Source organism: Roseburia sp. OM02-15, from assembly GCF_003481835.1.
GTDB lineage: Bacteria > Bacillota > Clostridia > Lachnospirales > Lachnospiraceae > Eubacterium_I > Eubacterium_I ramulus_A.
Window position 1 is genome coordinate 156,521 of record NZ_QULX01000005.1, and the last position, 23,042, is coordinate 179,562.

The window sequence follows — 23,042 nt, forward strand, 5'->3', positions numbered from 1 at the left end:
ATTTCTTACATTCCCAATTTCTGTAATATTGAATGCATTTTTCCTTTTGAAACAGAATCTATCACTTCAAGAACTTGCCCATATTCTTTGCATTTTCTATATGCAATAAAATATATACTATTAGGAATTGTCACACAAATAACCCCTCTTATTAACAAGTTTAATGCTGTATTACTAAAATGTATTAAATTGCAAATAATATATGTAATTCCTGCACTGGATATTACTATACATAAGTAAAATGTGAGCCTTTTTAAATATGGTAGCAAATATTTTTTTTCGAAAATAACAGAAAACAAGTTATGTAATAACCATGGCATACCTACACATAATATTGCCAAAACAGTTGATAATAAAATTCCATAAATACCTATAAACTGTACTAAAATTAAATTTAATCCCAAATTTGTTAAAGCTGCTGCCAATGGTCTAAACCGATCTTCATGCCACATCCCCGAAGCATCTTTGTACAAATTAAAAAGGGAATTTAATTGACGTACAAAGAAATAAACTACAAAACAGATTACAGTTGAAAAAGGAAACATCAACTCTTTACCAACCCATAATTCCATAAAAGGCTGATATAAACACAATAAACACACCGAACAAAAACCTGCAAGCCAGCAAATTATAAATGTCAACTTATTTAAATCGTTGCAATTCTTTTCCTTTGTTTCTGTTACAATACTATTGCCAATTCCCGCCGTACAAGCTGAAAAAATCACTGAAATAAATCCAGTAATAGCACTCAATATATAAAAATAATTTTGATAAACAGCTAACATGGTCAATCCTAAAAAGGATGAAATAACAATTGTATCTGCAGAGTCATATATTACAAATCCAATTTTAGATGTAAATAAATCTCTAATTCTCTGATTAATTTTCTTAACTTGTTTCCGTTTTACATTTCCTCTTGGTTTAAACATCGGATATAATTTATCTACTACAATTGCAGTTACTATATTAGTAAGTGCCTGAGTTGCAAACATAACTATGACATAATAATAATAATTTCTGAAAAAGAATAAAACAAATATTTGTACACCATATTGTAAAGAATTTGTTATTAAAGTAACTTTACTCACTATATCTGTTCGTTGATGAGCCTGTAATATACTGTTCTTATATGCAAAAAGCCAATATGATAATACTGTAGCAAACAAATTTAATATATATAATATATATATGTTAATCCCTAATGGTACTGTTCCAGAAATCAATTTTGGTACAAATGGCGTCAAAATTATACCAATAACCGCAATCACAAGCCCAATTCCCCTATAATAGGTTCTATATAATTTCATCAATGCACAAATTGTAACTGTATCATCTTCTGCTATTGGTTTATACATACTGTATACCATTGCTGATCCAACCCCAAGTTCTGCCAGATTTAATACCTGTAACACAGATGCGAAAAGACTATTTAATCCTAAATACTCTATCCCCATCAAATAAATCATAGCCGTACGCATTAAAAAAGGGACTATTATTTGATATGTTTTTAAAATAATGCCAAAAATAATATTTCTTGTAGCATTTTTAGTTCTTTCAATTTTTATCATTAATTTTTAACTCCATCTTCTAACGCACTTTTCAGAAAATTCAATGCCTTCGCTTTTTCGATTTCTAACTGCTCATAACCTTCTGTATAATCATGCTCCCATATATCATTATCCAATTCTGACATTACGTATTTTCTTTCAATTTTAAATTTTTTCAGTAATGTACTCAACCGTGAATTCATAGTATTTCCCCCACGATTCCTATTATAAACAATAAATGGTTTGTCAAATAAAAACGAAAATACACATGCATGAAAAGAATCTGTAAGTATAATTGATGCATGATCAATTAAATATATGAATTCTGCTGGTCCAACACAGCGAGTGACTACATTCTTTTCATCAAATAACTCATATATATTCATACCACTTTCAGCTAATCTGCTTAACTGTTCATTTGCTTCCTTACACTTTGGAGATAAGAAATATGTTAAAATAAAAGGCATATCTACATGCCCTTTTGGTTTTTTAGATATCATTCTCCATTTTTTTTCAGAAAGTAACAATGTCGGATCAATAAGCACTTCAGCATCTCTACCTGTTAACTTTTTAATTATCTTTGCTCCAGCTTCTTCACGAACCGATAATGCTTTAAATTTTTTCAAGCATTCAACTATTTTTTTATCATCTTTAATCTCATCTATCCCAAATGAGGAACTAAATGATACTTTGCATGGATGCTCAAATGGGAAAAAAGAATTTTCTGTCACAAACTCAAATTCAGTATTCCAAATTTGATCAGATCCCGCTATAATTACATCATATTTTCCCAAGTCATCACTAACCCCATTTTCGCCAATATAATCAGCTGAAAATTTTATCTTTTTATTAAACAAACGATAATTATTATCTTTATCTATTTTCATAAATCCCCAAATAATGACTTTTATTTTCCAAACTAAAGGTAATATCGGCTTAACAAGTTTCATAAATGGATGCAGTTTTATTATAACTGCTATTTCACTATTTTTAGGATTATTTCTAAGTGTATAAACATCATATCCCATTGATTTTAGGATTTCTTGTGTAGCATAATTTTGCAACCGATTACCATAATTTATACTTTGAATTGTATATAAAGCTATTTTTTTCATCCTTCGTTCCTCAATAAATATATCTTAAATCTCTCGTATTATTTTGCATTCAATTTTTCAGCAACATAACTCACTATTTCTTCATCCACCCTACAATCAAACTTTCTAGCAAATAGCATATCTGTTTTTTCAAGCAATTCTTTATCTTCACTCTTAAATATGTATGGAGTTCCACGCTCCCAGTCGATTAGTCGCATAATCGCATGCAAATCATTGTCATATGATTTGTGATATAATCTTTCCTTAAATTTTGATTGATTGACAATCGTTTGTAAAAACACTTCATCACAACATTCGGTAAATTTGAAAACTCGTTTAATCCAAGACTTTTTATCTACGACTTCTCTTGCCAACTCATCAGTAATACTAAACCAATTAGCGCCCTTCTGAAATTTTATGTTCTTGTTTCTCCTAATCCCTATCAATTTCTGAAACTCTATAAAATAATGTTCCATTGAATAAAGATATGGGTGAGACTCTGGCTTTCCAATTAATCGTTGTGCAAAATGATATTGACATACTCTTTCCGAATGCAAAAATGTTGAATTTTCAAAACGAACAAATTCCTTTCCGCTATTTTTCTCGAAGAAATGATGTATATAATCCTGACTTTTTATTGGTAAATCTTCGCCAGAAAGTAGATGATAATACTCATATTTTCCTGCATTAGTTGATAATTCAAGCAATGCTAATTCCGTTGCAATTTGACTGTAATCCCCCCATACAACATCATTTCTGTCTTCAACATGATATATCTTAGCTTTCTTAATTTGTTTGGCAACATCTTTAAACTGATATTTTTTATTTTTTTTATCCATGTGAATAAATATGTCATTTCGTTCATCGTCTATTAAATTTAGCAGAGTCTGAAATGTATAATCGTTTTTATGCGCAATTACTAAATATGCATGTTTCATTCTTACTTCCTCCCTCAAATATACCGCTTGACTCCCCTAAATTTTTCATATATTAAGCAAACATGTATCGCAAAAGAACTTTAAACCTCCAAGAAGTCCTCTCTATTTTAAAATTTTTTTCTTACCAAGCTTATATATTACCTTCATTTTCATAAGAACTGTTTCTTGCCTCAAAGCTCTTACATAGTTACTTTTCATAAATATCTTCGAAGAAACATCTGTTTTTAGAAAAGACAAGTACCACTGCTGAAACACTGTGGTCGATAATGCTTTTATAAGCTCATGTTCATCAAATACTTTTTTTAATTTGTTTGTTTCAATCAATTGATCCGCAAACGCAACTATGCTTTTCATTTGTTCCTGTGTTTTGGGCTCAAAATCAGTGAAATCAACATCTACAAGACTTTTAAATGTATCCCAAAAAACGTTTCTTTCATAAGAAAATAATTTATCAAACAAGTACTTTTTTGCTCTTAAAGCACTGGCTTTTTGTAATTGTAAATAACTGGGGTTTCGTTGCCTTTTAATCACTCTATAATCTAACAAAACATCACTTAAAACAGAAAATTTCTTCCGATCAATAATTCTAGCCCATAATTCATAATCCTGTCCTGCCGCACAACTCTCATCATAGCCAAAATCTATAGAACTTTTTCTAAACATAACAGTTGGATGACAAAGTGGATTTGTGAAAAGCAAAGCGGCTTTTATACCTTCATGTGTACACGGAGATTTTTTAATAATATCAGAATCTCCAAAAGTTTTAGCATAGGATGCTACAACATCTACATCTTTATGTTTTTCCAAATATTCAACTTGAGTCTCTATTCTTTCTCTCCTAGAAATATCATCTGCATCCATTCTTGCCACATACTTTCCTTTTGCTTTCGATATAGCAAAATTCAAATTATGTGCCAATTTTTTATTTGTGTCATTGATATACAATCGAATTTTATCTGTCGCAATATTTTCTATTAAACTAACAGTATTATCCGTTGACGCATCATCTACTATTATTATTTCAATATTTTCATACGTTTGATTTAATATGCTATTAATTGAAGCAAGCACATATTTTTCTTCATTATATGTAGACATAACTACACTTACTAAAGGTTTATTCATATCACTTAACCTTCCCTATATCGCTTAACGCGGAAACAATTTTTCAGAAATGACAAATCGCCAAAAATTCCTGGTAAACAAACTATGTGATTCTGTATTGGGTATTCAATAATTTCTTTCAAACGCTGCCTAAGTTCAACATCATACTTTTGATATCCTGTACAATTACTTCCCAATATAACATTAAATTCTCCATCTCCATATCGACTAACTGAACAATGGTGTTCGTTGATATAATCAAGCGTTTCATCGATACTTTTTACTATAGGTTTCTTTTTCAATTTCCAAACTATTCGATTATATAATACTTCTAAATGAAGTTTTAATTTAGCAATCATACTAATCACCATTCAGTCATTTAACTCTTATACCATAAAGCTTTTATAAATGCTCCTATATACCTTATTTATCCAATATTTGATAGATCTTATTTATTTCCTCTATATTTGCATAATCTCTTCCCTGTGTAGCTTCAATTAGTTTCTTCTGCATCTCATTATTCCGAATAATTTCAATAATTCCTTTTGCACATTTCACATTATCCATAGGAACAATTACTCCATCTACACCGTTTTCCAGCTGACTTTTTGACGTTGCGTAATCTGTAATAATCACTGGCTTATGAAACATCTGTGCTTCAATTACAGATACACACTTTCCCTCATATCTACTAGGTTGAATATATAGATCACAACGCTTAATATATGGATAAGGATTTACCTTTTTCCCCAATATCTGAACATGTGCTTCCATATGTAACTCTTTAATCTTATTTTCTATTAATTCCTTATCCGCTCCATAACCAACCAAATACCATTTCACTTTTATCCCTGCCTCCAAGATTTTCTTGCAAATATCTGGAATATTATCAAAATTTTTAGCAGTGCAAAATCTACCAATCGAAAGTAATACTACATTTTCATCATATGGGATTTCATTAATAATACTTGCAGAATCTGCAAGATTCCTAATATATTTTACAGGCATAATATTTTCAAATAACATGATTTTATTTTGTAACGACGGAAAGGTTTTCAAAAAACTTTTTGTAACATTTTCAGATATAGATGCTATATAATCATATTCTGACCACATTCTAAGTTCTGAACTTACGTCAATTTCCACAGTCTCATAATCAGTATGGATCCAAGCTATCTTTTCTTTTGCTATTGTCTTTTTGCTAACAAAATAATGCGGTGACAAAAAACTAATCACCAAATCGTATTCTTCATCAGAAATCATCGGCATATAATCTACAGTGCATTTGTGACTATACTCATCATTTACAGCAGCACTATCTTTAAAATGATTTTTATGTGCAAACTTCTTCGCCTTTAAATTTCCTTTTAAACGTCCCCAAAAAATATTATATTCTTTTTGCGCTAACGTTTCTTTTAAAGGTATTCCTAGCATGGAGTACTCTTTTTTTTCAGGCAATAGTATAATATTCTTCGGTATATACTTTAACAATTCACCTGTATGACGTAATAAAAACAACTCTACTTGAAATTTATTTTTATCAATTGCTTCTAATAGCCCTAATAAAGCTTTTTCCGCACCACCGATTTCCATAGCCTGCGAAACTATTAGTATTTTTTTCACTCTATTCACCCCTTATGTATACGCAACATCTTAATGCTATACAACATATCCAATATTTTTTTCAAGTTCTTCACGCTGCTCTTTCTTTTGTGATTCACTTATATTACCTCTAAGCGTATAATTTTCTTGATACATTGGAGATTTTCTCATTAACTTTTTATTCTTTTCTATATACTCATCTATTGTAGAAATTACTCTAGCTGGATTTCCTACACACACAACATTTGGTGGAATATTTTTTGTCACAACACTTCCTGCACCTATAATAGAATTATCACCAATTTTCACATTAGGTAAAATAATACTTCCTGCACCTATAAATACCCCATTTCCGATACTTACACGACCTATTTTTGTATATCCTAATATCTTATGCATACTAGCATCATGTGCAAGTACCTGAACATGTGGCCCAAATGTCACATCATCTCCAATATCTATCAACCAACAATGTGATGGATCTAATTCAAATCCCAACTGTGGATTAAAATTTTTTCCAACATGGAGACCAAGCTCCTTTAATTGTTCAACTGTATATTCTCCTCTTATCCTATAAACCACTTTTCTTAACAACTTCGTTAACATTATCTTTTCCCACTCATTTCTTAAGCACTTTTTTTATCTTACTAAAGCAATCTTCTCCAAATATACGATGTATCGGTCTTGTAATCTTGCTTTGCAATCTTTCTTTAGATGACACCCATGACTGAGCATACCAATGGATTGAATGTGTGTTACTCGTTTTTTGTAATACTCCCGTATTATTATTACGTGGATTAAAATATTCTTTTGGATAAATGGTTATTCGTTCTATTTGCTGAATTTTAGAATTATTTTTTAATCCTTTTTCCAATAGTATTTGAGTTGTACGTGTAACCACTGTAGTTGTATTTATATTTCCATTATCATCATAAAATTTTTGTTTATTATAATAAGCCAATATATCCTTATATATTTCTAGACCTGCTGGTGCTGCCATTCCTAATCCAGGATTAACTAATATAGAAATATCAGAACTATCATTTCCATCTATTTCACATCCCATATAAGATCCATTTTTTAAAATATCATCAAAAGAACGAACTACCTCTACATCCGTATCAAAGTACAATCCACCGTATTTATATAACACATCAAATCTTGCATAATCAGATACAAACGCGAACTTCTTACTCTCATATGCCCCTCTTATATATTCATTCTTCTTAACATCGTAATTATTTTCATTCCATTGCAAGATTTCATATTCTGGAAAATATTTTTTCCAACTATTTATGCATTTCTTTGCTGATTCGGGTAAATCATTTCCTCCAAACCAACAATAATGAATTTTTTTTGGAATCATCATTTCACCTCATAAAATAACTGAAAATTAGTTGCATATCCACCATATGCAAGCAATTGTCTATAAAAAAAGAAAATATAAAATATCATTAACAAAACTTTCATAAGTACTCTTGATTTTTCTGTAAAATACTTTTCTATACAATATGGTATAACCAAAAGATCAAAAATAGAAAAATATATACCTATTCTAGCAAAATAAACCATTTTTAACGCTAAAATATTAAACGCAAAGTTAATACAGGATAAATTCATCATCCATATAGCTTTATCTGACCTATCATTACTATTTTTTAAACAGATAAAATAATATATCCATATTAAAAAAATCGGGAAACAAGAAATTACAAAACGTGAAATTCCCATTGTAGCATTAGTATCTACATAATTAGCATACTCCGTTCCCCCAAGTAAAAATCCAAAAAGCCAATTATATATAGGTGAAATCACAGCCATACTAATAGCTGCTATAATACAAAAAAGTACTTTCTTGTTCAGTAATTTTCCTCTTGCACACAAAAACAATGGTATGCAAATCAATACGGACTTATGAAATGATGCCATGATAATTATTGAAATAATAAAAATCAAATCATTTTTTTTACAATGTATGCTTTTTGACCACTTCCGCCACGCTAACCATAATAATGCAGCAACTATATACTGTCGTAAACCATTCATTGTCGACATCCAAATCTGACTTGAAAAAATCACAAACGAAAGCGGTACATCTGTGGATTCCTTATATAAAAAGAAACAAATGCCAAATATTATAAAAATGGATGAAACAATAATCAAAAACTGTGAATCACGACTAATTTTATTTAACAATGCTGTAAATAGCAAATAACCTTTTTCTACATGTCCTGTTGAATTATTAAATACATTAGCAATTGTTTTTCCAACTGCCTCATACATCAATCTATAATCATCAGTATCCCAAAATTTATATCTACATGCTGCAACATATACCAATGGACATATATATATAAATACCAATATCGGATTGTAATATCGTCTCATACAAAATCCATCTTTATTTACACTATATTTTTTAGTAAGTTCTATCAATAATATCATTATAATTGAGGCAATATATGCTCCATATAACCAATACACGACTCTATCTCCTTAAAATTCTTTTATATATACATTGCGGTATAATGCCTATTAATATCGGTTTGACCGTGTATATCCTTAATATTAATGGAATATTTAACATTTTATATCCATTCTTTCTCACCCATGCCTCATTTAGCCTTCTTTTAAATGTTCTTCTTTTTGCAGCTCCTCTTCCATCAAACATATGATAAAGAGGTTCTTGCAATATATATCCCTTGTATCCCTCTGCATACAATCTAAACCACAAATCATAATCCTCTACACCCAATGTTTGTGGTATATCCCTATATCCGTTCACAGCATCATACGCACTTTTTCGTATCATAACCGGTGCATGGCAAAACGGAGATCCTTTCACAAAATCTTTTTTAGATGGTGAATATGAGTCTATCGGTTCTGGAATCTGATAAATTCCTTGTTCATCAAATCTTGTCATTCTTGTACTTACAAAGCCATACTCTGCATTTACATCCAAAAATTCAACCTGTTTTTCAAATCTAGTTGGATCACATAAATCATCCCCATCCATCCTGGCACAGTACATACCCTTTGCAAATTTAAGACAATGATTTAAAGAATAGGATAGTCCTCTATTCTTATCGTTCTTTATTAACACAATTCTGGACTCATTTTGTGAAATTTCTTTTAATATTTCATATGTATTATCGGTTGAATTATCATCACAAATTATAAATTCCCAATCAGTAAATGTCTGGTTTATTATTGATTGAATACTTTCTCTTATTGTGTCTGCACAATTATATGCACCCATTAATACACTTACTTTTGGCATACTACTTTTCTCCACTAATTAACTCATCTCTATGTTTTTTCAGATATCTAAACAATTTCTTTTGTTCATAATTTTCTTCTACATATCTGGCAGCTTCACTTCCTAAGGAAATTCTTAAATCAATATCTTTAATCAATTTTTCCATTGCCTGTTTCAAAGAACTGCTATCTTTTACAACGCAAGTCAAACCTGTCTCATTTTCTTTAATTGCATCAATTTGTCCCGGTACATTTGACACAATTGCTGGCAATCCCATAGACTCTGCTTCAATTACAACTAATCCAAATCCTTCTCTATAGCTCGGTGCAACAAAAACATCTGATGCCGCATAATATTCTTCAACATTCGGAACATTTCCTGTAAAAACAATATTTTTTGACTTTTTTGCCTGTTCGAAAACCGATTGGTTTAAAGACTCATGATTATCCATTCCACCCAACATTAATAATTTGACATACGGATAGTTTTTCTCAATATTCAAAAAAGCCTCTAACAATTCGTTAACACCTTTATCCGCAGTCAATCTTCCCGCAAAAGCAAACACGATATCTTCATCCGATAGATCAAGCATTGTTCTTATTTTTTTTCTCCAATAATTCTTTTGCGAAATATCAAATTTATTTAAATCGACTCCACTAGCACTTCCATTCCAAATAACGCAGCTTTTATCGCTAGTATATAATTTTTCTTCCAGGGAGAAATTTCTAATATTATGACTCTCAACTTCGATAAAAGTTGAATTGTCACATGTCTTTTTTTCCAAATATTTAAAAATAGTTCTTTTCCATCCCTCAAATCCCATATATCGTATTCCCCACTGGCAATATAATCTAACAGGAACTTGCTTTTTCTTTGCTGCTATAGAAGTATAAAATGCTGCATTAGGTGTAGAATACTGAACAATATCAAATTTTTCTCTTTCCAGTATTTCACCAATCATTTTTATTGCACCAAATGCAGACAGACTCACGCCTCTTTTCATATCAACCGGATAATAATGTACATAGGAAGGCATATCTTTTCGTGCCTCCTCTTCATTGTTACAAATCAATGAAATATCATATTCCCCTGTTTCATATAAATACTGTGATAATTGTTTCAAAAAGCACTTATATGTCATATATACTGTTGTCACAAAACAAATTTTTTTCATAAACTATCATTCCTTTATCTTTGCTGGCACACCTTGATAATTTCCGCTTTTCACTATGTTTTCAACGACTACTGCTCCTGCGCGTATAACACAGTTCTCACAAATTTTCAAATTATTACTAACAACTGCCCCTATGCCAATCCAAGTATTTTTTCCAATACACACGGTACCAGCTAGTTTAGCGCCTACAGAAACATGGACAAAATCTTCAATTATATTATCGTGTTCAACGATTGCTCCCGTATTAATTATGCAGAATTCTCCTATCTGACTTCCCGAATTAATAACTGAGTTTGCCATAACTACAGTTCCTTTTCCTATCGAAACACCTAAACTCGATATTACGGCAGACGGATGGATTGCCGTATAAATACGAACATTTTGTAATTTTCTTGAAACACATCTCCGTATGCTCGCATCACCAATCGCCACAACAAATTCCGCGACATCTTTATACTTCTCATAATCATTTATTGTTCCCAAAATTGGAAATCCCATAAATATATCTTCTAATTCTGTGTTATCATCTAAAAAACCTAAAATTTTATCGCCAGACTTTTGTATAATGTCTGCTACAACTTTTCCATGTCCGCTTGCCCCAATAATAATTACCGATTTCATCGTAGTTCTACCTGCTTTTCTTCATTTCCTTTAAATGGCTCCATCGTAACTGATTCCTGAGAACTGATTCCTTCTTTTTTTACTACCGTTTTTATTGTTTGAAATATAATTTTCCAATCACCTAAGAAACTTATGTGATCCACATAATATACATCTTTAGCAAACTTATCTTCCCATGTAATAGAATTCCGACCATGTACCTGTGCATATCCTGTAAATCCTGGTCTTACTTCATGTCTACGTGCCTGATGCTCATTATATAGTGGTAAATATTCTTTCAGTAAAGGTCTTGGACCAACCACATTCATTTTCCCAGTAAGAATACAGCCAAGCTCTGGTAGCTCATCTAATGAAGTAGAACGTAATTTTTTTCCAAAAGAAGTTAATCTTTTCTCATCTGAAAGCAAATCTCCATTTTCATCCGTTTCACTGGTCATCGTTCTGAATTTGTATAACTTAAAAATTTCACCATTTAATCCTGGGCGTTCCTGTGAAAACATGACTGGTGTTCCAAGTTTTACTCTGACTAAAATAGCTACAACTAAAAGTACCGGGCTTAATACAACGCAAGCTAATAACGCACACAAAAAATCCTGCGGTCGTTTGATATATTTTTCATAAAAGCCTTTTTTATGTCCCATTATTCAAAACAACTCCTGATTATCTCAATAATTCTATCCTGTTGCTCTGCTGTCATTTTATTATCACTTGGCAGGCAAAGTCCTCTCTTAAAAATATCCATTCCCACATCCAGCGGTTTACCATCTTTTCCAACTGCGCCACCGGAAATATAAGCATTTGTTTTTGCTCTTCCATTTCCTTCTCTAGTCGTGAAACCATTCATACGATAAATCGGTTGCATATGCATTGGTTTCCAGATTGGTCTACCTTCTGCATTAATAAATGAGATAGCTTCCAAAATTTCTGTCGGGCAAGACTTTCCAGATTCTTTCACATAACAAACATCCTGTTCACCACGCACTTGTTTACACATTGCTTCTTTGTCAATAATCAAACAAGACAACCAATAATTCGGTTCAGAATTTTCCAGATCCATCGGGTTCATAGATACCGGTAGTCCTTTTAATCCCTCTTTATACCGTTCATAGATTGCTTTTTTCTGTGCAATATGTTCTTCCAGATATGGGAACTGACCTCTTACTACACCAGCAATCACATTACTCATGCGGTAGTTGTAACCAAGTTCTTCATGCTGGTACCACGGTGCATTTTCACGCGCCTGAGTAGACCACTTACGAACCTTATTTGCTGCTTCTTCATCATCTGTCAGAAAACACCCACCAGCACTACCGGTAATAATTTTATTTCCATTAAAAGAAATGGTGTTATATTTTCCAAATGTACCAGTCTGTACGCCTTTATATGTAGCTCCCATAGATTCTGCTGCATCTTCTACTAAAATGGCACCATGCTTTTTAATGATTGCATTTAACTCATCTACTTTACCTGGTGTTCCATAAAGATGTGCAACAACCACAACCTTTGTATTCGGATAAATTTCAAATGCTTTTTCTAATGCAACTGGATCCATATTCCAGGTATCATATTCTGTATCGATAAATACCGGTTCTCCACCTTCATAAACTACCGGATTTACGGTTGCATCAAATGTCATATCAGAGCAGAATACTTTCTTTCCTTCCAAAGCGCCATGTCCAACCTTAGGCATGCCATATGCTTCCATACCTGCCAATTTCATTGCAAGATGTAATGATGCAGTACCTGCGGATAACGCAACAGCATATTTACAGCCAATATATTCGCAAGCCATTTTTTCTACTTCATTAATATTTTTTCCAACTGTTGACATCCAGTTTGTATCATATGCTTCTTTCATATACTCGAATTCAGGACCATGCATAGTCGGACTACTCAACCATACTTTAGACTCAAACTTCTCAAATTTATTACTTTCTTTAAACATGACTCCTACCTCTTTTCATCCATTTTGATATTAAGCAATTTCTTTATTTACTTCTTCCGGTTTTTTAAAAGTTGGAACAACACTTCTCAATACTTCTTTTGCAAGATAATCATCGCCCGTATCACATACGTCCTGAAGTAATTTCAATTTCTTATTAATTTCTTCCTCACTCAAAGCAGTATCTCGCTCAATAAAAATCATGCTGTTATCGGTTTTATCCAATTCCTCTGTTTTTACCAAAAGTTCTTCGTAAAGTTTTTCTCCCGGTCTTAATCCAGTTTCAACAATTTCAATCCCCTGTACACCAGACAGACGAATCATATTTTCTGCCAGATCCATAATCTTTACCGGCTGTCCCATATCAAGAACAAATAGCTCTCCATTATTAGCAATCGCACCACTCTGAAGAACAAGCTGTGATGCTTCCGGAATTGTCATAAAATATCTGATGATTCGTTTATCTGTAACTGTAACCGGTCCGCCATTAGCGATCTGACGTTTGAACAATGGAATAACCGATCCAGCACTTCCAAGTACATTTCCAAATCGTGTTGCACTATATTTTACAGTTCCATGTGTGCTTGCGCTCTGCACGATCATTTCACACATACGCTTTGTCGCACCCATAACATTGGTAGGATTTACAGCTTTATCTGTAGATACCGTCATGAAACGTTCTGCATGATATTCTTCACAAAGTTCAACCAGATTTCTTGTACCGAACACGTTATTATAAATAGCCTCAACACAGTTATGTTCCATCAACGGAACGTGCTTATGAGCTGCCGCATTGATAATAATTTGTGGATGATATCGATCAAAGACTTTTTCCAATGCTTTTTTATGTGTAATCGAACAAATTTCTATTTGAAGATCCAAAGCATTTCCATAAGCGATCTTCAATTCCTGCTGAACATCATAAGCTCCATTCTCATAAATATCTAAGATAATGATTTTCTTCGGTTCCATCTTTGCAAGCTGTCTGCATAATTCAGAACCAATAGAGCCTCCTCCACCAGTAATTAACACTACTTTATCTTTGTAATAAGCATTCGTTCTCTCATCCGAAACAACCAAAGGTTCTCTAAATAACAATTCTTCAATATCAAACTCTCTAAGATGCCGTTTTCCTCCTGCTGTACGCATTGTCGGATAATCATAGACCTTCAACTTATAGCCAGATTTCTTATAATATTCATAAAGTAATTTTTTCTTTTGAGCATCCATTGTAGGAATTGCAAAAACAATTTCCTGTATTTCTAACTCTCTCAATTTTTCAAAAGTCGCTTCATTTTCTGATAAAACAGGGATTCCATGAATTACTCGTCCCACTTTTCCACTGTTAATATCAATAAAACTTCTTGGTATGTATGCTGTTTCCGAATTACTTAATAATTCCTCTGCTAACCCAACACCAATTCGTCCTGCACCAATAATTGCAATCTTTATTTTTTGTACATCATTCTGACTTTCTGCATCTAAACCAGAAAATAAATACAATAATTTAGAAAGGATTTGTCCTCCTGTCGTTTCCTGATTTGCACATTTATATGCATAGCGATACATCATGCGAAGTGCTAATGCTCCAAGTAAATTCAAGCTTGCTAACGAAAGCATTCTTGCAAAAGTAATTTTTTGAACTGGAAGAATCAACTCCAGACACAGATAAATGCAAAATGCAATCACATCTGTAAAGAACAATCTGACATAACATTGGATTCCACCATATCGCCAAATCTGACTGTAGATTTTTCCAATAAAGCGTCCTCCGAAAATACATACAAAAGACAGGCATACCTGCTGAAGTATCCCTGCCGGTGATAATTTATCCATGCCGCCATAAAGAACTAATAAGATTATGGAAACAATCGCAAAAATCAAGACATCATACACAGCTAACATCCACCGTATATTTGTCTTCTTTCCCTTTTTCAACTCATTCTCATTTGTACTACTCATTACTACTACTCCCTATTTTTCTTCATGTACAATTTCAACTTTTTGTTTTTATCTCCAACCCCATACAAAGTTCCATCTCCCCTTTTGCATAAGGCAGACTGATCCGTGCCAGCCGTTTATGTCGATCTATTTTTCTGATTCGTGACTCATAACCAACCAATGGTCCCTGTGTCACATATGTTTTTCCCTCTGCGATATACCCGGTTGACATTCCCATATGATGAGATTCATCAGACAAACGGCGCAGTAATTCTTCCTCCTGCTTATCTACAGGCGTGACAATACCACCGGTTGCCAATATTTTGGATGCCAGCTCATTTCGATTCATTTCTTTCTCAAGTTGTTCACCATTGCTGCTTTCTATGAAGAAATAATCCGGAAAGGAAAGAGAACGTTCCAGATGCCATTCACCCTGATAACGTTTCATTCGGTCGTATGTAAAAGTAAAGACACAAGCCGCTGCCTGTTCAGATAATGTTTTTTTACAAAGCTCCATCAGATTTTGCATGTTCTGATGCGGGCAATACACTACATACCAGATAATGATCCCTCCTTTTTTCGTAGAATACATAAATCTGCGAAATTATCACACAAAAAAAGATCAGTAACGCCTGAAAACGTTACTGACCACCCTGTTTGATCTGATATATAACTTTTTATCCTGCACACTGAATCAACGGCTTGAATTTCTGCATCTGTATTTTCTTGTACTCCATAGAAGAATGGAAATAATATTCCATTGTGATCTTGATATCCGCATGTCCCAAAATTTCACTGAGAGTTCGAATATCCCATCCCAAAGTAATGCATCGGGTTGCGAAAGTATGCCGCAGGCAATGAAAATTTAAATATGGCACTTGTATCTTCTCCAGAGTATTTTTATAAAAATATTGTAGCGTTCGTGGATCTAATGGCGTAATTCCAGATTTTGAAAAGAGATACGGATGTGATTCAGAAAAAAGCAAATGCTCTTTTAAAAAAACAATTATGAAATTTGGAAGTGGAATCAATCGGTATGCATTTTTGCTTTTGGGCTCTGATATCACTAATTCCGTCTTTTTATGATTTGCTTTTTGTTGGGAAATAACAACGGATCTTTGCACCGTTCGGACGATTTTCAAATAGCCATCGGCGAGATTCAGATCATCATATCTCAGGGCACACAACTCACCAATACGGATTCCAGAATACAAGGCCAGTAAGATTGCGCAGGCATACAGAGACGGATGATCAAATAAATACTGTTCCAGTAAAGATTGATTTTCCTTGGAAAAAACGCGAACCAGATGACGGTCGCGTGATAATTTTGGAGACAATTTCAGACGTAGTTGTAAATAACCATGTTCATATCCATAGCCGAGCGTACGATTCAAAATCATACACACACAGCGAAGCGATGTGGTAGACAGTTTTTTTTCATTAGATGGATCCTGGTTTAATGATTCGTAAAAAGCGAGGATGATTTCCTGTGAAATTAAGGCACAGTCGATGCTTTTAAAATACGGTTTGAGATGTAAACGTGTAATCTGTTCATATTTGCAATATGTTGAATGCTTTACCTGTTCCTTTGTCTGCTCTAACCATTCCTCTAGCAATGTCGAAAAGAATTTTTCTGATTTTTTCATAAATGATTTCTCCTTTTTGCTAAACTATAGCATGAAATGCTGTATGTATAGAAAAGAATATATACAATAAGGAAATATAATTACTCATATGTAAGAAAATAAACAAAACAAAATGTTACAATAAGCATTACAGAGATTGTCGACTTTTTGAGCATTATGCTGAGATATGTTTTATTCCTTGCATTTTTTAGTTATTGGGCATATACTTTATTTCGTAGATTTATGTATTCTATGAAATTATTTTTACCAGATACTCATGGCATTATTCACAAAAATGAGCCATTTTAGCTTCTACATTCCTTGGATTTTCCCTCTTTTTTCTTTCAAACCATTCAAGTCGAACGCACGTGAGACTTGGTGCGTGATTCTGGTCAGCGAAAGCTGACATATTCTTCTCCGAATCACTGCACATCTACACTTCGTTCCGGTCGGCGCAAACCCATTGTCTCCCAGACAATGTGCGCCCCCGCGGAGCGTTTATCTCAGTCGGAGATTGTACTCCCACTGAGAAAGACTTGTTATTACTCACCACTTGCAGAAGTGGGAGTCTTCTCGACTGAGGTAAATACAAGGCTTTCCATAGTTTTCCCAAATAGTGCAACTTGCTTCCAAGATAGATGCAAAAACTTTACAAGAATGGCTGTCCTCAAAACGGTAAACCAATACTCTTATCTTCGACAAAAATAATCCCCGTAGAGAAATGCTTTTACAAGCAATTTCCTACAGGGATATTTTTATTAATCAAAATAATTAATCTGCATTGCAGCACGTACATCCTTCAATGTAGCAGCTGCCTTCTTCTCAGCAACTTCTGTACCTTTTTTCAGGATATCATATACATCCGGAATACGCTGCTCCCACATTTTACGTCTCTCACGGATCGGTGCCAGTTCTTCCTGAAGTACGTTATTCAGGAATTTCTTTACTTTTACATCGCCAAGACCACCGCGGGTATAGTGTGCTTTCAGCTCGTCCAGATTCTGATAATCCGGCAGGTACTCTGCGAAATGTTCCGGTTTACTGAATGCATCCAGATAAATAAATACCGGATTTCCATCAACACGTCCCGGATCTTCTACTCTCAGATGGTTCGGATCTGTGAACATGGACATTACTTTTTTCTTAATCTCATCCGGTTCATCGGACAGATAAATGCAGTTTCCAAGAGATTTACTCATTTTTGCCTTACCATCGATACCCGGCAGACGTAAACAGGCCTGATTGGTCGGAAGTACGATCTCCGGCTCTGTCAGTGTCTCACCATATACGCTGTTGAATTTATGAACGATTTCTTTACACTGTTCGATCATCGGCATCTGATCCTCGCCAGCCGGAACGGTTGTGGCACGGAAAGCAGTAATGTCTGCTGCCTGACTGATCGGATAACAGAAGAAGCCAACCGGAATACTGGATTCAAAGTTTTTCTGCTGAATCTCAGCTTTTACAGTAGGGTTTCTCTGAACTCTGGATACGGTAACCAGATTCATGTAATAGAATGTCAGCTCGGTCAGTTCCGGTACCATAGACTGGATAAAGATCGTTGCTTTCTCCGGATCAATACCACATGCCAGATAATCCAGTGCAACCTGGATGATGTTCTGACGAACTTTCTCCGGATGCTCTGCGTTATCTGTCAGAGCCTGTGCATCTGCTATCATAATATAAACTTCGTCGTACAGTCCGGAATTCTGTAGACGAACTCTTTCTTTTAATGATCCCACGTAATGTCCGACATGAAGACGGCCTGTCGGGCGATCACCTGTCAAAATAATTTTACTCATGTTTCTGCTACTCCTTTACATACCTAGTATTATATGCCACCAGAGCTTTATCGTCAACCAAAGGAGACGTTTATTTCTCCAGTAAACGCCGATATTTTGCCTTCCTTTCCCCGGCTATCCTTTTTGTACCAATATCCATCTTTTTTATATTTTATCTGGGTTCCCTCACTGGTTCCTTCCTGCATTACGATATATTGACTTTCAATATTCTCACAAAACATATCAATCCCTCACTAACACATCTTTGCTTGTCAACTGTTCTCCCGGAAATCGGAACCATATATAATCGTTATAACTTACTCCATGTGTTTTTCGAACTATTTCATATGGATTGTATTCTTTTAATCCCAGATTTTCCAAAATCTCATTGATATCCGCACGTCCCTTTTCCCAACAACGCATTTCAAAAATCTTTCCAAGCTGATATCGCGTCATTTTTTTCTCTGCAAAAAGCTGTTTTCCCGGATTTTCCGTATATTTTGATACTGTAACATTCTTTCCTCTTACATATACACGTGCTGTAATATCATCTTTCCAGTATACTTCAAACGAAAAATTATCCAAAATAGAATCCTGCTTTTTCCTTTTTATATAGCATTTTATCATCTGCTCCAGGCTCTCAATATCTAATTTCAAATTTTTCACTTTTTCTGACAAATCAGAAATCTGCATCTGCTTTTTTTCTTCGTCTACAATACTTCCCGGTTTTACCGCTCCCAGATACTTACTGACCACTTTCCCATTTTCACGATGTTGGGAATAATAGTATAAATCCCCATTGATTTTTTTTATTATAATGTTACTTTTCCTCTCTTGCAGCTGCTCTAGTTTTTTTTGATATTCTGTCAAACGTGCTTCTGCTTCTCTTTTTTGATGAATCAAATCTGTGTATATCATGTTTATATCTTTCATAATCTATCACCTTTTTTATTTTAACATACATATTTATATTTTAAAATATATGTTGGTTATTTTTTCTGTTTTTTATTAAGGAATTGAAACACATCTCTCAAACTGTATGTTACCTTTTCCATTCCTCATATGTTATAATATAGGTGGGTAATTACATCAGATAGAAGTTCAAGTCGAACGCACGTGAGACTTGGTGCGTGATTCTGGTCAGCGAAAGCTGACATATTCTTCTCAGAATCACTGCACATCCCCGCGGAGCGTTTATCTCAGTCGGAGATTGTACTCCCACTGAGAAAGACTTGTTATTACTCACCACTTTCAGAAGTGGGAGTCTTCTCGACTGAGATAAAATAATTCCATCTGATATGGTCTCTGGAGAGGGACACGAAACAATACTACTACACCATGGGAAGAAGGTATTTATATGAAGAAAACGATCATTACCATCAGTCGTGAATTTGGCAGCGGAGGTCATTTCATTGGGGAAGAAGTGGCAAAACGCATGAATATTCCTTATTATGACAAGGATATTATTTTCCAGATTGCAGAAAAAACCGGCTATTCAGAGTCTTTCATCCAGGAACAATCCGAATATGCTCCATCGAAGAATCTGTTTGCCTATGCGTTTGTAGGACGCGACCGCACCGGAAGTTCTCTGTCTGATCAGGTTTATGCCGCTCAGACACAGGTAATCAGAGATCTGGCACAGAAAGGTTCCTGTGTAATCATCGGACGTTGTGCAGATTATATTCTGAAAGACGATCCGGATGCATATCATATTTTCATATGTGGAAATGAAGCAGAAAAAATTGCGCGTACACAGAAACTTTTCGATCTAAGTGAAAAAGAAGCTCGCAATATGAATCAGGATATGGATAAAAAGAGACGGCTGCATTATGAATACTATACAGACCGTAAATGGGGTGATTTCAAAAACCATTGTATGATCCTCAATACCAGCGTACTTGGATTAGAACGCTGCATTCAGTATATTGTAGAATTGATCCAGGCAGAGGAATAATTATCATTTACATAGTTCAAGCGGATATTCGCAATTCGTTTACGCTGTTTGCTCATAGCAAAATAGCTGCTATGCAGCTTATCAGAAGGACATATATCCCCTTCTAAATATAAGAAAGCCCCCTGCTTATTGCTTCACGCAATGATAGCAGGAGACTTTCTTAATTTTGCTAATCTCTGGACTCAATCACTAACAAGATGCCTTCTTCACAGGAAATGGTAGCTGTTTCCGCTTTCAGCTCATTGCTGACTCCGCGGGCAATTCCACTGACCAGTGTAAAATTTTCCACTTCATAAGCAAATCCTTTTAAAGTGATTCCTCTGACTTCCGGAGTAAACGGAAGCAATGATACATATTTTCCAAACTGGTCTGTTTTTTTTAATTCTGCGAATTTATCCACCATGCGGATCCGGTTGTGAGCATCCACGATCTGGCAGGAAACCTTTCTATCCAATGCCAGTTTCAGCATCTGGATATTTCCCATCACATGATCCAGACGTGTTCCGGTGGCACCGATCATAGTAATCGCATCCGCCCCCGCATCAATCGCACGAAGCAACGCAAGTTCCGTGTCCGTCTCATCCTTATGTGTCGGAAACCGCTCCATCCGTTCCAGACAAACCTTCTGGAAATATTCATAAGATTCCCCATCTACAGAATCAAAATCACCCAAAATCAGATTCGGCATAATTCCCGCTTCATGACAGAACTTCATCCCTGCATCTGCACAAACAACATAATCCCAAGTTCTTTCTTTTATATATTTAATCGCAAATTCAGTCTGAATCGTTCCTCCTGTTATAATCAGGCAACGCATAATTCTTCACCTACTTATGTTCTACTTCTCCATAATATCAAGAAATCCCCGTACATTCTCCTGAATATCTCCTTTGAACACGGCAGTTCCCGCTACAATAATATTCGCTCCCGCATCCAGAACTTCCTGCACATTTTTCAGAGAAACACCACCATCTACCTCGATATCTGCCTGGCAGTTTTTCTCTTTCATCATCTGCTTGAGATCACGGATCTTCTGTGTTGTATACGGAATGTATTTCTGTCCGCCAAATCCCGGGTTTACACTCATCAAAAGTACCATATCACATTCCGGAAGAATGTAATCCAGTACGGAAAGCGGTGTTGCCGGATTTAATGCAACGCCTGCAAGCACGCCGCGGTCTTTGATCGCATGAATGGTGCGATCCAGATGCTTACATGCCTCCGCATGTACCGTGATCAGATCTGCGCCTGCATCTACAAATTCATCGATATAGCGCACCGGCTCATCAATCATGAGATGTACGTCAAAAATACGGTCGGTACATTTCCGGATGGATTTGATAACCGGAAGTCCGAAAGAAATACTTGGTACAAAGCTGCCATCCATTACATCAATGTGTACGTACTGTGCACCTGCTTCATCCAGCATTTTTACCTGTTCTCCTAAGATAGAGAAATCAGAAGCAAGCAGTGAAGGTGATAAACAATTCATTTTTTCATACTCCTTATTTTTATCATATTAGCATTTTGTTCTATGCCTGAAATCGTATAAAATGATCAAAATACAATAACTACTAATATTTTCTTTTGTCTTTCAGTTCGTTGTAAATCTGAACGTAGTTATTGTACCGGCTCTGGCTGATTTTCCTTTCTGCCAGTGCCTCTTTGACGCCGCAATCCGGCTCACCGATATGGCTGCATCCGGTAAAACGGCAATTTTGTTCATACTCCATAAATTCCGGGAATAAGGTTCCCAGTGTTTCTTTTTCAAAAAAATCAGATGCCAGTGAACTGAACCCCGGGGTATCAAAAATATAAGTTTCTTCATCCAGCATGATCAACTGGGAATGTCTGGTGGTATGCTTTCCACGCTGAATCTTCTCACTGATGGCTCCGGTCTCCATCTGAACATCCGGTGCCAGCAGATTGATCAGGGTGGATTTACCAACACCTGACGGACCTGCAACAGTTGTTGTCTTTCCCTGCAATGCTTCCCGTAAAGGTGCAATGCCATCTTCTTCTTTCGCACTCAGGAAATACAGCGGATAACCACTGGTCTCATATGCCTCCCGAAGCTCCTGAATCTCAGTCTCCGATGCCAGATCTTCTTTATTAAAACAGATCAGTGTCGGAACTTCCTGCTGCTCCATCATCAGTAAAAATCGATCTAGCAGATTCAGATTCGGTTTCGGTGAAGTTCCCGCAAAGATTACCAGCGCCTGATCGACATTTGCCACTGCCGGCCGGATCAGCGCATTTTTTCGCGGAAGGATTTCTACCACATTTCCCGTCTTTTCATCTTCATTGATAATGTCTATCTGTACATTGTCCCCCACCAGCGGTTTCAGTTTCTGCTGGCGGAAGGCTCCTTTTGCCTTACATTCATAGATACCGGATCCTGCTACTGATACGTAGTAGAATCCGGCAATTCCTTTTACAATCTTTCCCTGCTTCATAACC

The 23,042-nt window shown here is 34.9% G+C and carries 23 protein-coding genes; 1 reads left to right on the forward strand and 22 read right to left on the reverse strand.

The features are described from left to right. Positions 1 to 5: 5 nt before the first annotated feature. The 19 genes from DXB15_RS06810 to DXB15_RS06900 all read right to left on the reverse strand — a co-directional run bounded on the left by DXB15_RS06810 (position 6) and on the right by DXB15_RS06900 (position 19,561). Complete coding sequence (locus tag DXB15_RS06810) at positions 6 to 1,568, reverse strand: lipopolysaccharide biosynthesis protein (RefSeq protein WP_187119649.1); 1,563 nt, start codon at positions 1,566 to 1,568, stop codon at positions 6 to 8. Then, complete coding sequence (locus tag DXB15_RS06815) at positions 1,568 to 2,662, reverse strand: polysaccharide pyruvyl transferase family protein (RefSeq protein WP_118702413.1); 1,095 nt, start codon at positions 2,660 to 2,662, stop codon at positions 1,568 to 1,570. The genes DXB15_RS06810 and DXB15_RS06815 overlap by 1 nt, the downstream gene beginning before the upstream one ends. A 38-nt stretch (positions 2,663 to 2,700) precedes the next feature. Further along, entirely contained in the window at positions 2,701 to 3,579 is an 879-nt protein-coding gene (locus DXB15_RS06820; RefSeq protein ID WP_118702414.1) for a beta-1,6-N-acetylglucosaminyltransferase, read from the reverse strand. Positions 3,580 to 3,681: 102 nt separating this feature from the next. After that, positions 3,682 to 4,704 (reverse strand): glycosyltransferase family 2 protein, encoded by a 1,023-nt coding sequence (locus DXB15_RS06825; protein ID WP_118702415.1) that lies wholly within the window; start codon positions 4,702 to 4,704, stop codon positions 3,682 to 3,684. A gap of 5 nt (positions 4,705 to 4,709) precedes the next feature. After that, positions 4,710 to 5,042, reverse strand: a complete 333-nt coding sequence (locus DXB15_RS06830; protein WP_158582205.1) for a GT-D fold domain-containing glycosyltransferase — start codon at positions 5,040 to 5,042, stop codon at positions 4,710 to 4,712. Positions 5,043 to 5,106: 64 nt separating this feature from the next. After that, the gene (locus tag DXB15_RS06835) at positions 5,107 to 6,306 is read right to left on the reverse strand and encodes a glycosyltransferase (RefSeq protein ID WP_199670978.1); all 1,200 of its coding nucleotides are present in this window, start codon (positions 6,304 to 6,306) and stop codon (positions 5,107 to 5,109) included. A 36-nt stretch (positions 6,307 to 6,342) separates the two neighbouring features. Next, positions 6,343 to 6,891, reverse strand: a complete 549-nt coding sequence (locus DXB15_RS17430; RefSeq protein WP_118702417.1) for an acyltransferase — start codon at positions 6,889 to 6,891, stop codon at positions 6,343 to 6,345. A gap of 13 nt (positions 6,892 to 6,904) precedes the next feature. Continuing rightward, positions 6,905 to 7,654, reverse strand: a complete 750-nt coding sequence (locus DXB15_RS06845) for a glycosyltransferase family 32 protein (protein ID WP_199670979.1) — start codon at positions 7,652 to 7,654, stop codon at positions 6,905 to 6,907. Beyond that, positions 7,651 to 8,769, reverse strand: coding sequence for an EpsG family protein (locus DXB15_RS06850; protein ID WP_118702419.1), 1,119 nt, complete (start codon positions 8,767 to 8,769; stop codon positions 7,651 to 7,653). Before DXB15_RS06850 ends, DXB15_RS06845 begins: the two co-directional genes overlap by 4 nt. Before the next feature lie 4 nt (positions 8,770 to 8,773). After that, a complete protein-coding gene (locus tag DXB15_RS06855; RefSeq protein WP_118702420.1) occupies positions 8,774 to 9,565 on the reverse strand; it encodes a glycosyltransferase family 2 protein in 792 nt (263 codons plus the stop codon). Between the two features lies 1 nt (position 9,566). Further along, positions 9,567 to 10,718: a glycosyltransferase family 4 protein gene (locus DXB15_RS06860; protein ID WP_118702421.1), complete on the reverse strand. Its 1,152-nt coding sequence runs from the start codon at positions 10,716 to 10,718 to the stop codon at positions 9,567 to 9,569. Between the two features lie 6 nt (positions 10,719 to 10,724). Further along, positions 10,725 to 11,339, reverse strand: a complete 615-nt coding sequence (locus DXB15_RS06865) for an acetyltransferase (protein ID WP_118702422.1) — start codon at positions 11,337 to 11,339, stop codon at positions 10,725 to 10,727. Then, positions 11,336 to 11,980, reverse strand: coding sequence for a sugar transferase (locus DXB15_RS06870; protein ID WP_118702423.1), 645 nt, complete (start codon positions 11,978 to 11,980; stop codon positions 11,336 to 11,338). Before DXB15_RS06870 ends, DXB15_RS06865 begins: the two co-directional genes overlap by 4 nt. Continuing rightward, positions 11,980 to 13,284, reverse strand: a complete 1,305-nt coding sequence (locus tag DXB15_RS06875; protein WP_118702424.1) for a DegT/DnrJ/EryC1/StrS family aminotransferase — start codon at positions 13,282 to 13,284, stop codon at positions 11,980 to 11,982. The genes DXB15_RS06870 and DXB15_RS06875 overlap by 1 nt, the downstream gene beginning before the upstream one ends. Before the next feature lie 30 nt (positions 13,285 to 13,314). Then, positions 13,315 to 15,243 carry a polysaccharide biosynthesis protein gene (locus DXB15_RS06880; protein WP_118702425.1) on the reverse strand — a complete coding sequence of 643 codons (1,929 nt, stop codon included), beginning with the start codon at positions 15,241 to 15,243 and terminating at the stop codon, positions 13,315 to 13,317. A 34-nt stretch (positions 15,244 to 15,277) separates the two neighbouring features. After that, on the reverse strand, positions 15,278 to 15,814 hold the full coding sequence (locus DXB15_RS06885; RefSeq protein WP_118702426.1) for a hypothetical protein: 537 nt from the start codon (positions 15,812 to 15,814) through the stop codon (positions 15,278 to 15,280). Between the two features lie 85 nt (positions 15,815 to 15,899). Beyond that, positions 15,900 to 16,868 carry a tyrosine-type recombinase/integrase gene (locus DXB15_RS06890; protein WP_118702427.1) on the reverse strand — a complete coding sequence of 323 codons (969 nt, stop codon included), beginning with the start codon at positions 16,866 to 16,868 and terminating at the stop codon, positions 15,900 to 15,902. 737 nt (positions 16,869 to 17,605) lie between these two features. Next, positions 17,606 to 18,649, reverse strand: a complete 1,044-nt coding sequence (trpS, locus tag DXB15_RS06895) for a tryptophan--tRNA ligase (RefSeq protein ID WP_109214541.1) — start codon at positions 18,647 to 18,649, stop codon at positions 17,606 to 17,608. A 222-nt stretch (positions 18,650 to 18,871) separates the two neighbouring features. Continuing rightward, positions 18,872 to 19,561: a hypothetical protein gene (locus DXB15_RS06900; protein WP_109214542.1), complete on the reverse strand. Its 690-nt coding sequence runs from the start codon at positions 19,559 to 19,561 to the stop codon at positions 18,872 to 18,874. Between the two features lie 424 nt (positions 19,562 to 19,985). Between DXB15_RS06900 and DXB15_RS06905 the strand changes: the two genes are divergently transcribed. Further along, the gene (locus tag DXB15_RS06905; RefSeq protein WP_118702428.1) at positions 19,986 to 20,582 is read left to right on the forward strand and encodes a cytidylate kinase-like family protein; all 597 of its coding nucleotides are present in this window, start codon (positions 19,986 to 19,988) and stop codon (positions 20,580 to 20,582) included. A gap of 169 nt (positions 20,583 to 20,751) precedes the next feature. Here the strand turns inward: DXB15_RS06905 and DXB15_RS06910 are convergent, their stop codons facing one another. The 3 genes from DXB15_RS06910 to rsgA form a co-directional block, all read right to left on the reverse strand. Then, on the reverse strand, positions 20,752 to 21,399 hold the full coding sequence (locus DXB15_RS06910) for a thiamine diphosphokinase (RefSeq protein ID WP_109214544.1): 648 nt from the start codon (positions 21,397 to 21,399) through the stop codon (positions 20,752 to 20,754). A gap of 21 nt (positions 21,400 to 21,420) precedes the next feature. Continuing rightward, complete coding sequence (rpe, locus tag DXB15_RS06915) at positions 21,421 to 22,074, reverse strand: ribulose-phosphate 3-epimerase (protein ID WP_118702429.1); 654 nt, start codon at positions 22,072 to 22,074, stop codon at positions 21,421 to 21,423. 82 nt (positions 22,075 to 22,156) lie between these two features. After that, the gene (rsgA, locus tag DXB15_RS17040) at positions 22,157 to 23,038 is read right to left on the reverse strand and encodes a ribosome small subunit-dependent GTPase A (protein ID WP_181369247.1); all 882 of its coding nucleotides are present in this window, start codon (positions 23,036 to 23,038) and stop codon (positions 22,157 to 22,159) included. Positions 23,039 to 23,042: the final 4 nt, after the last annotated feature.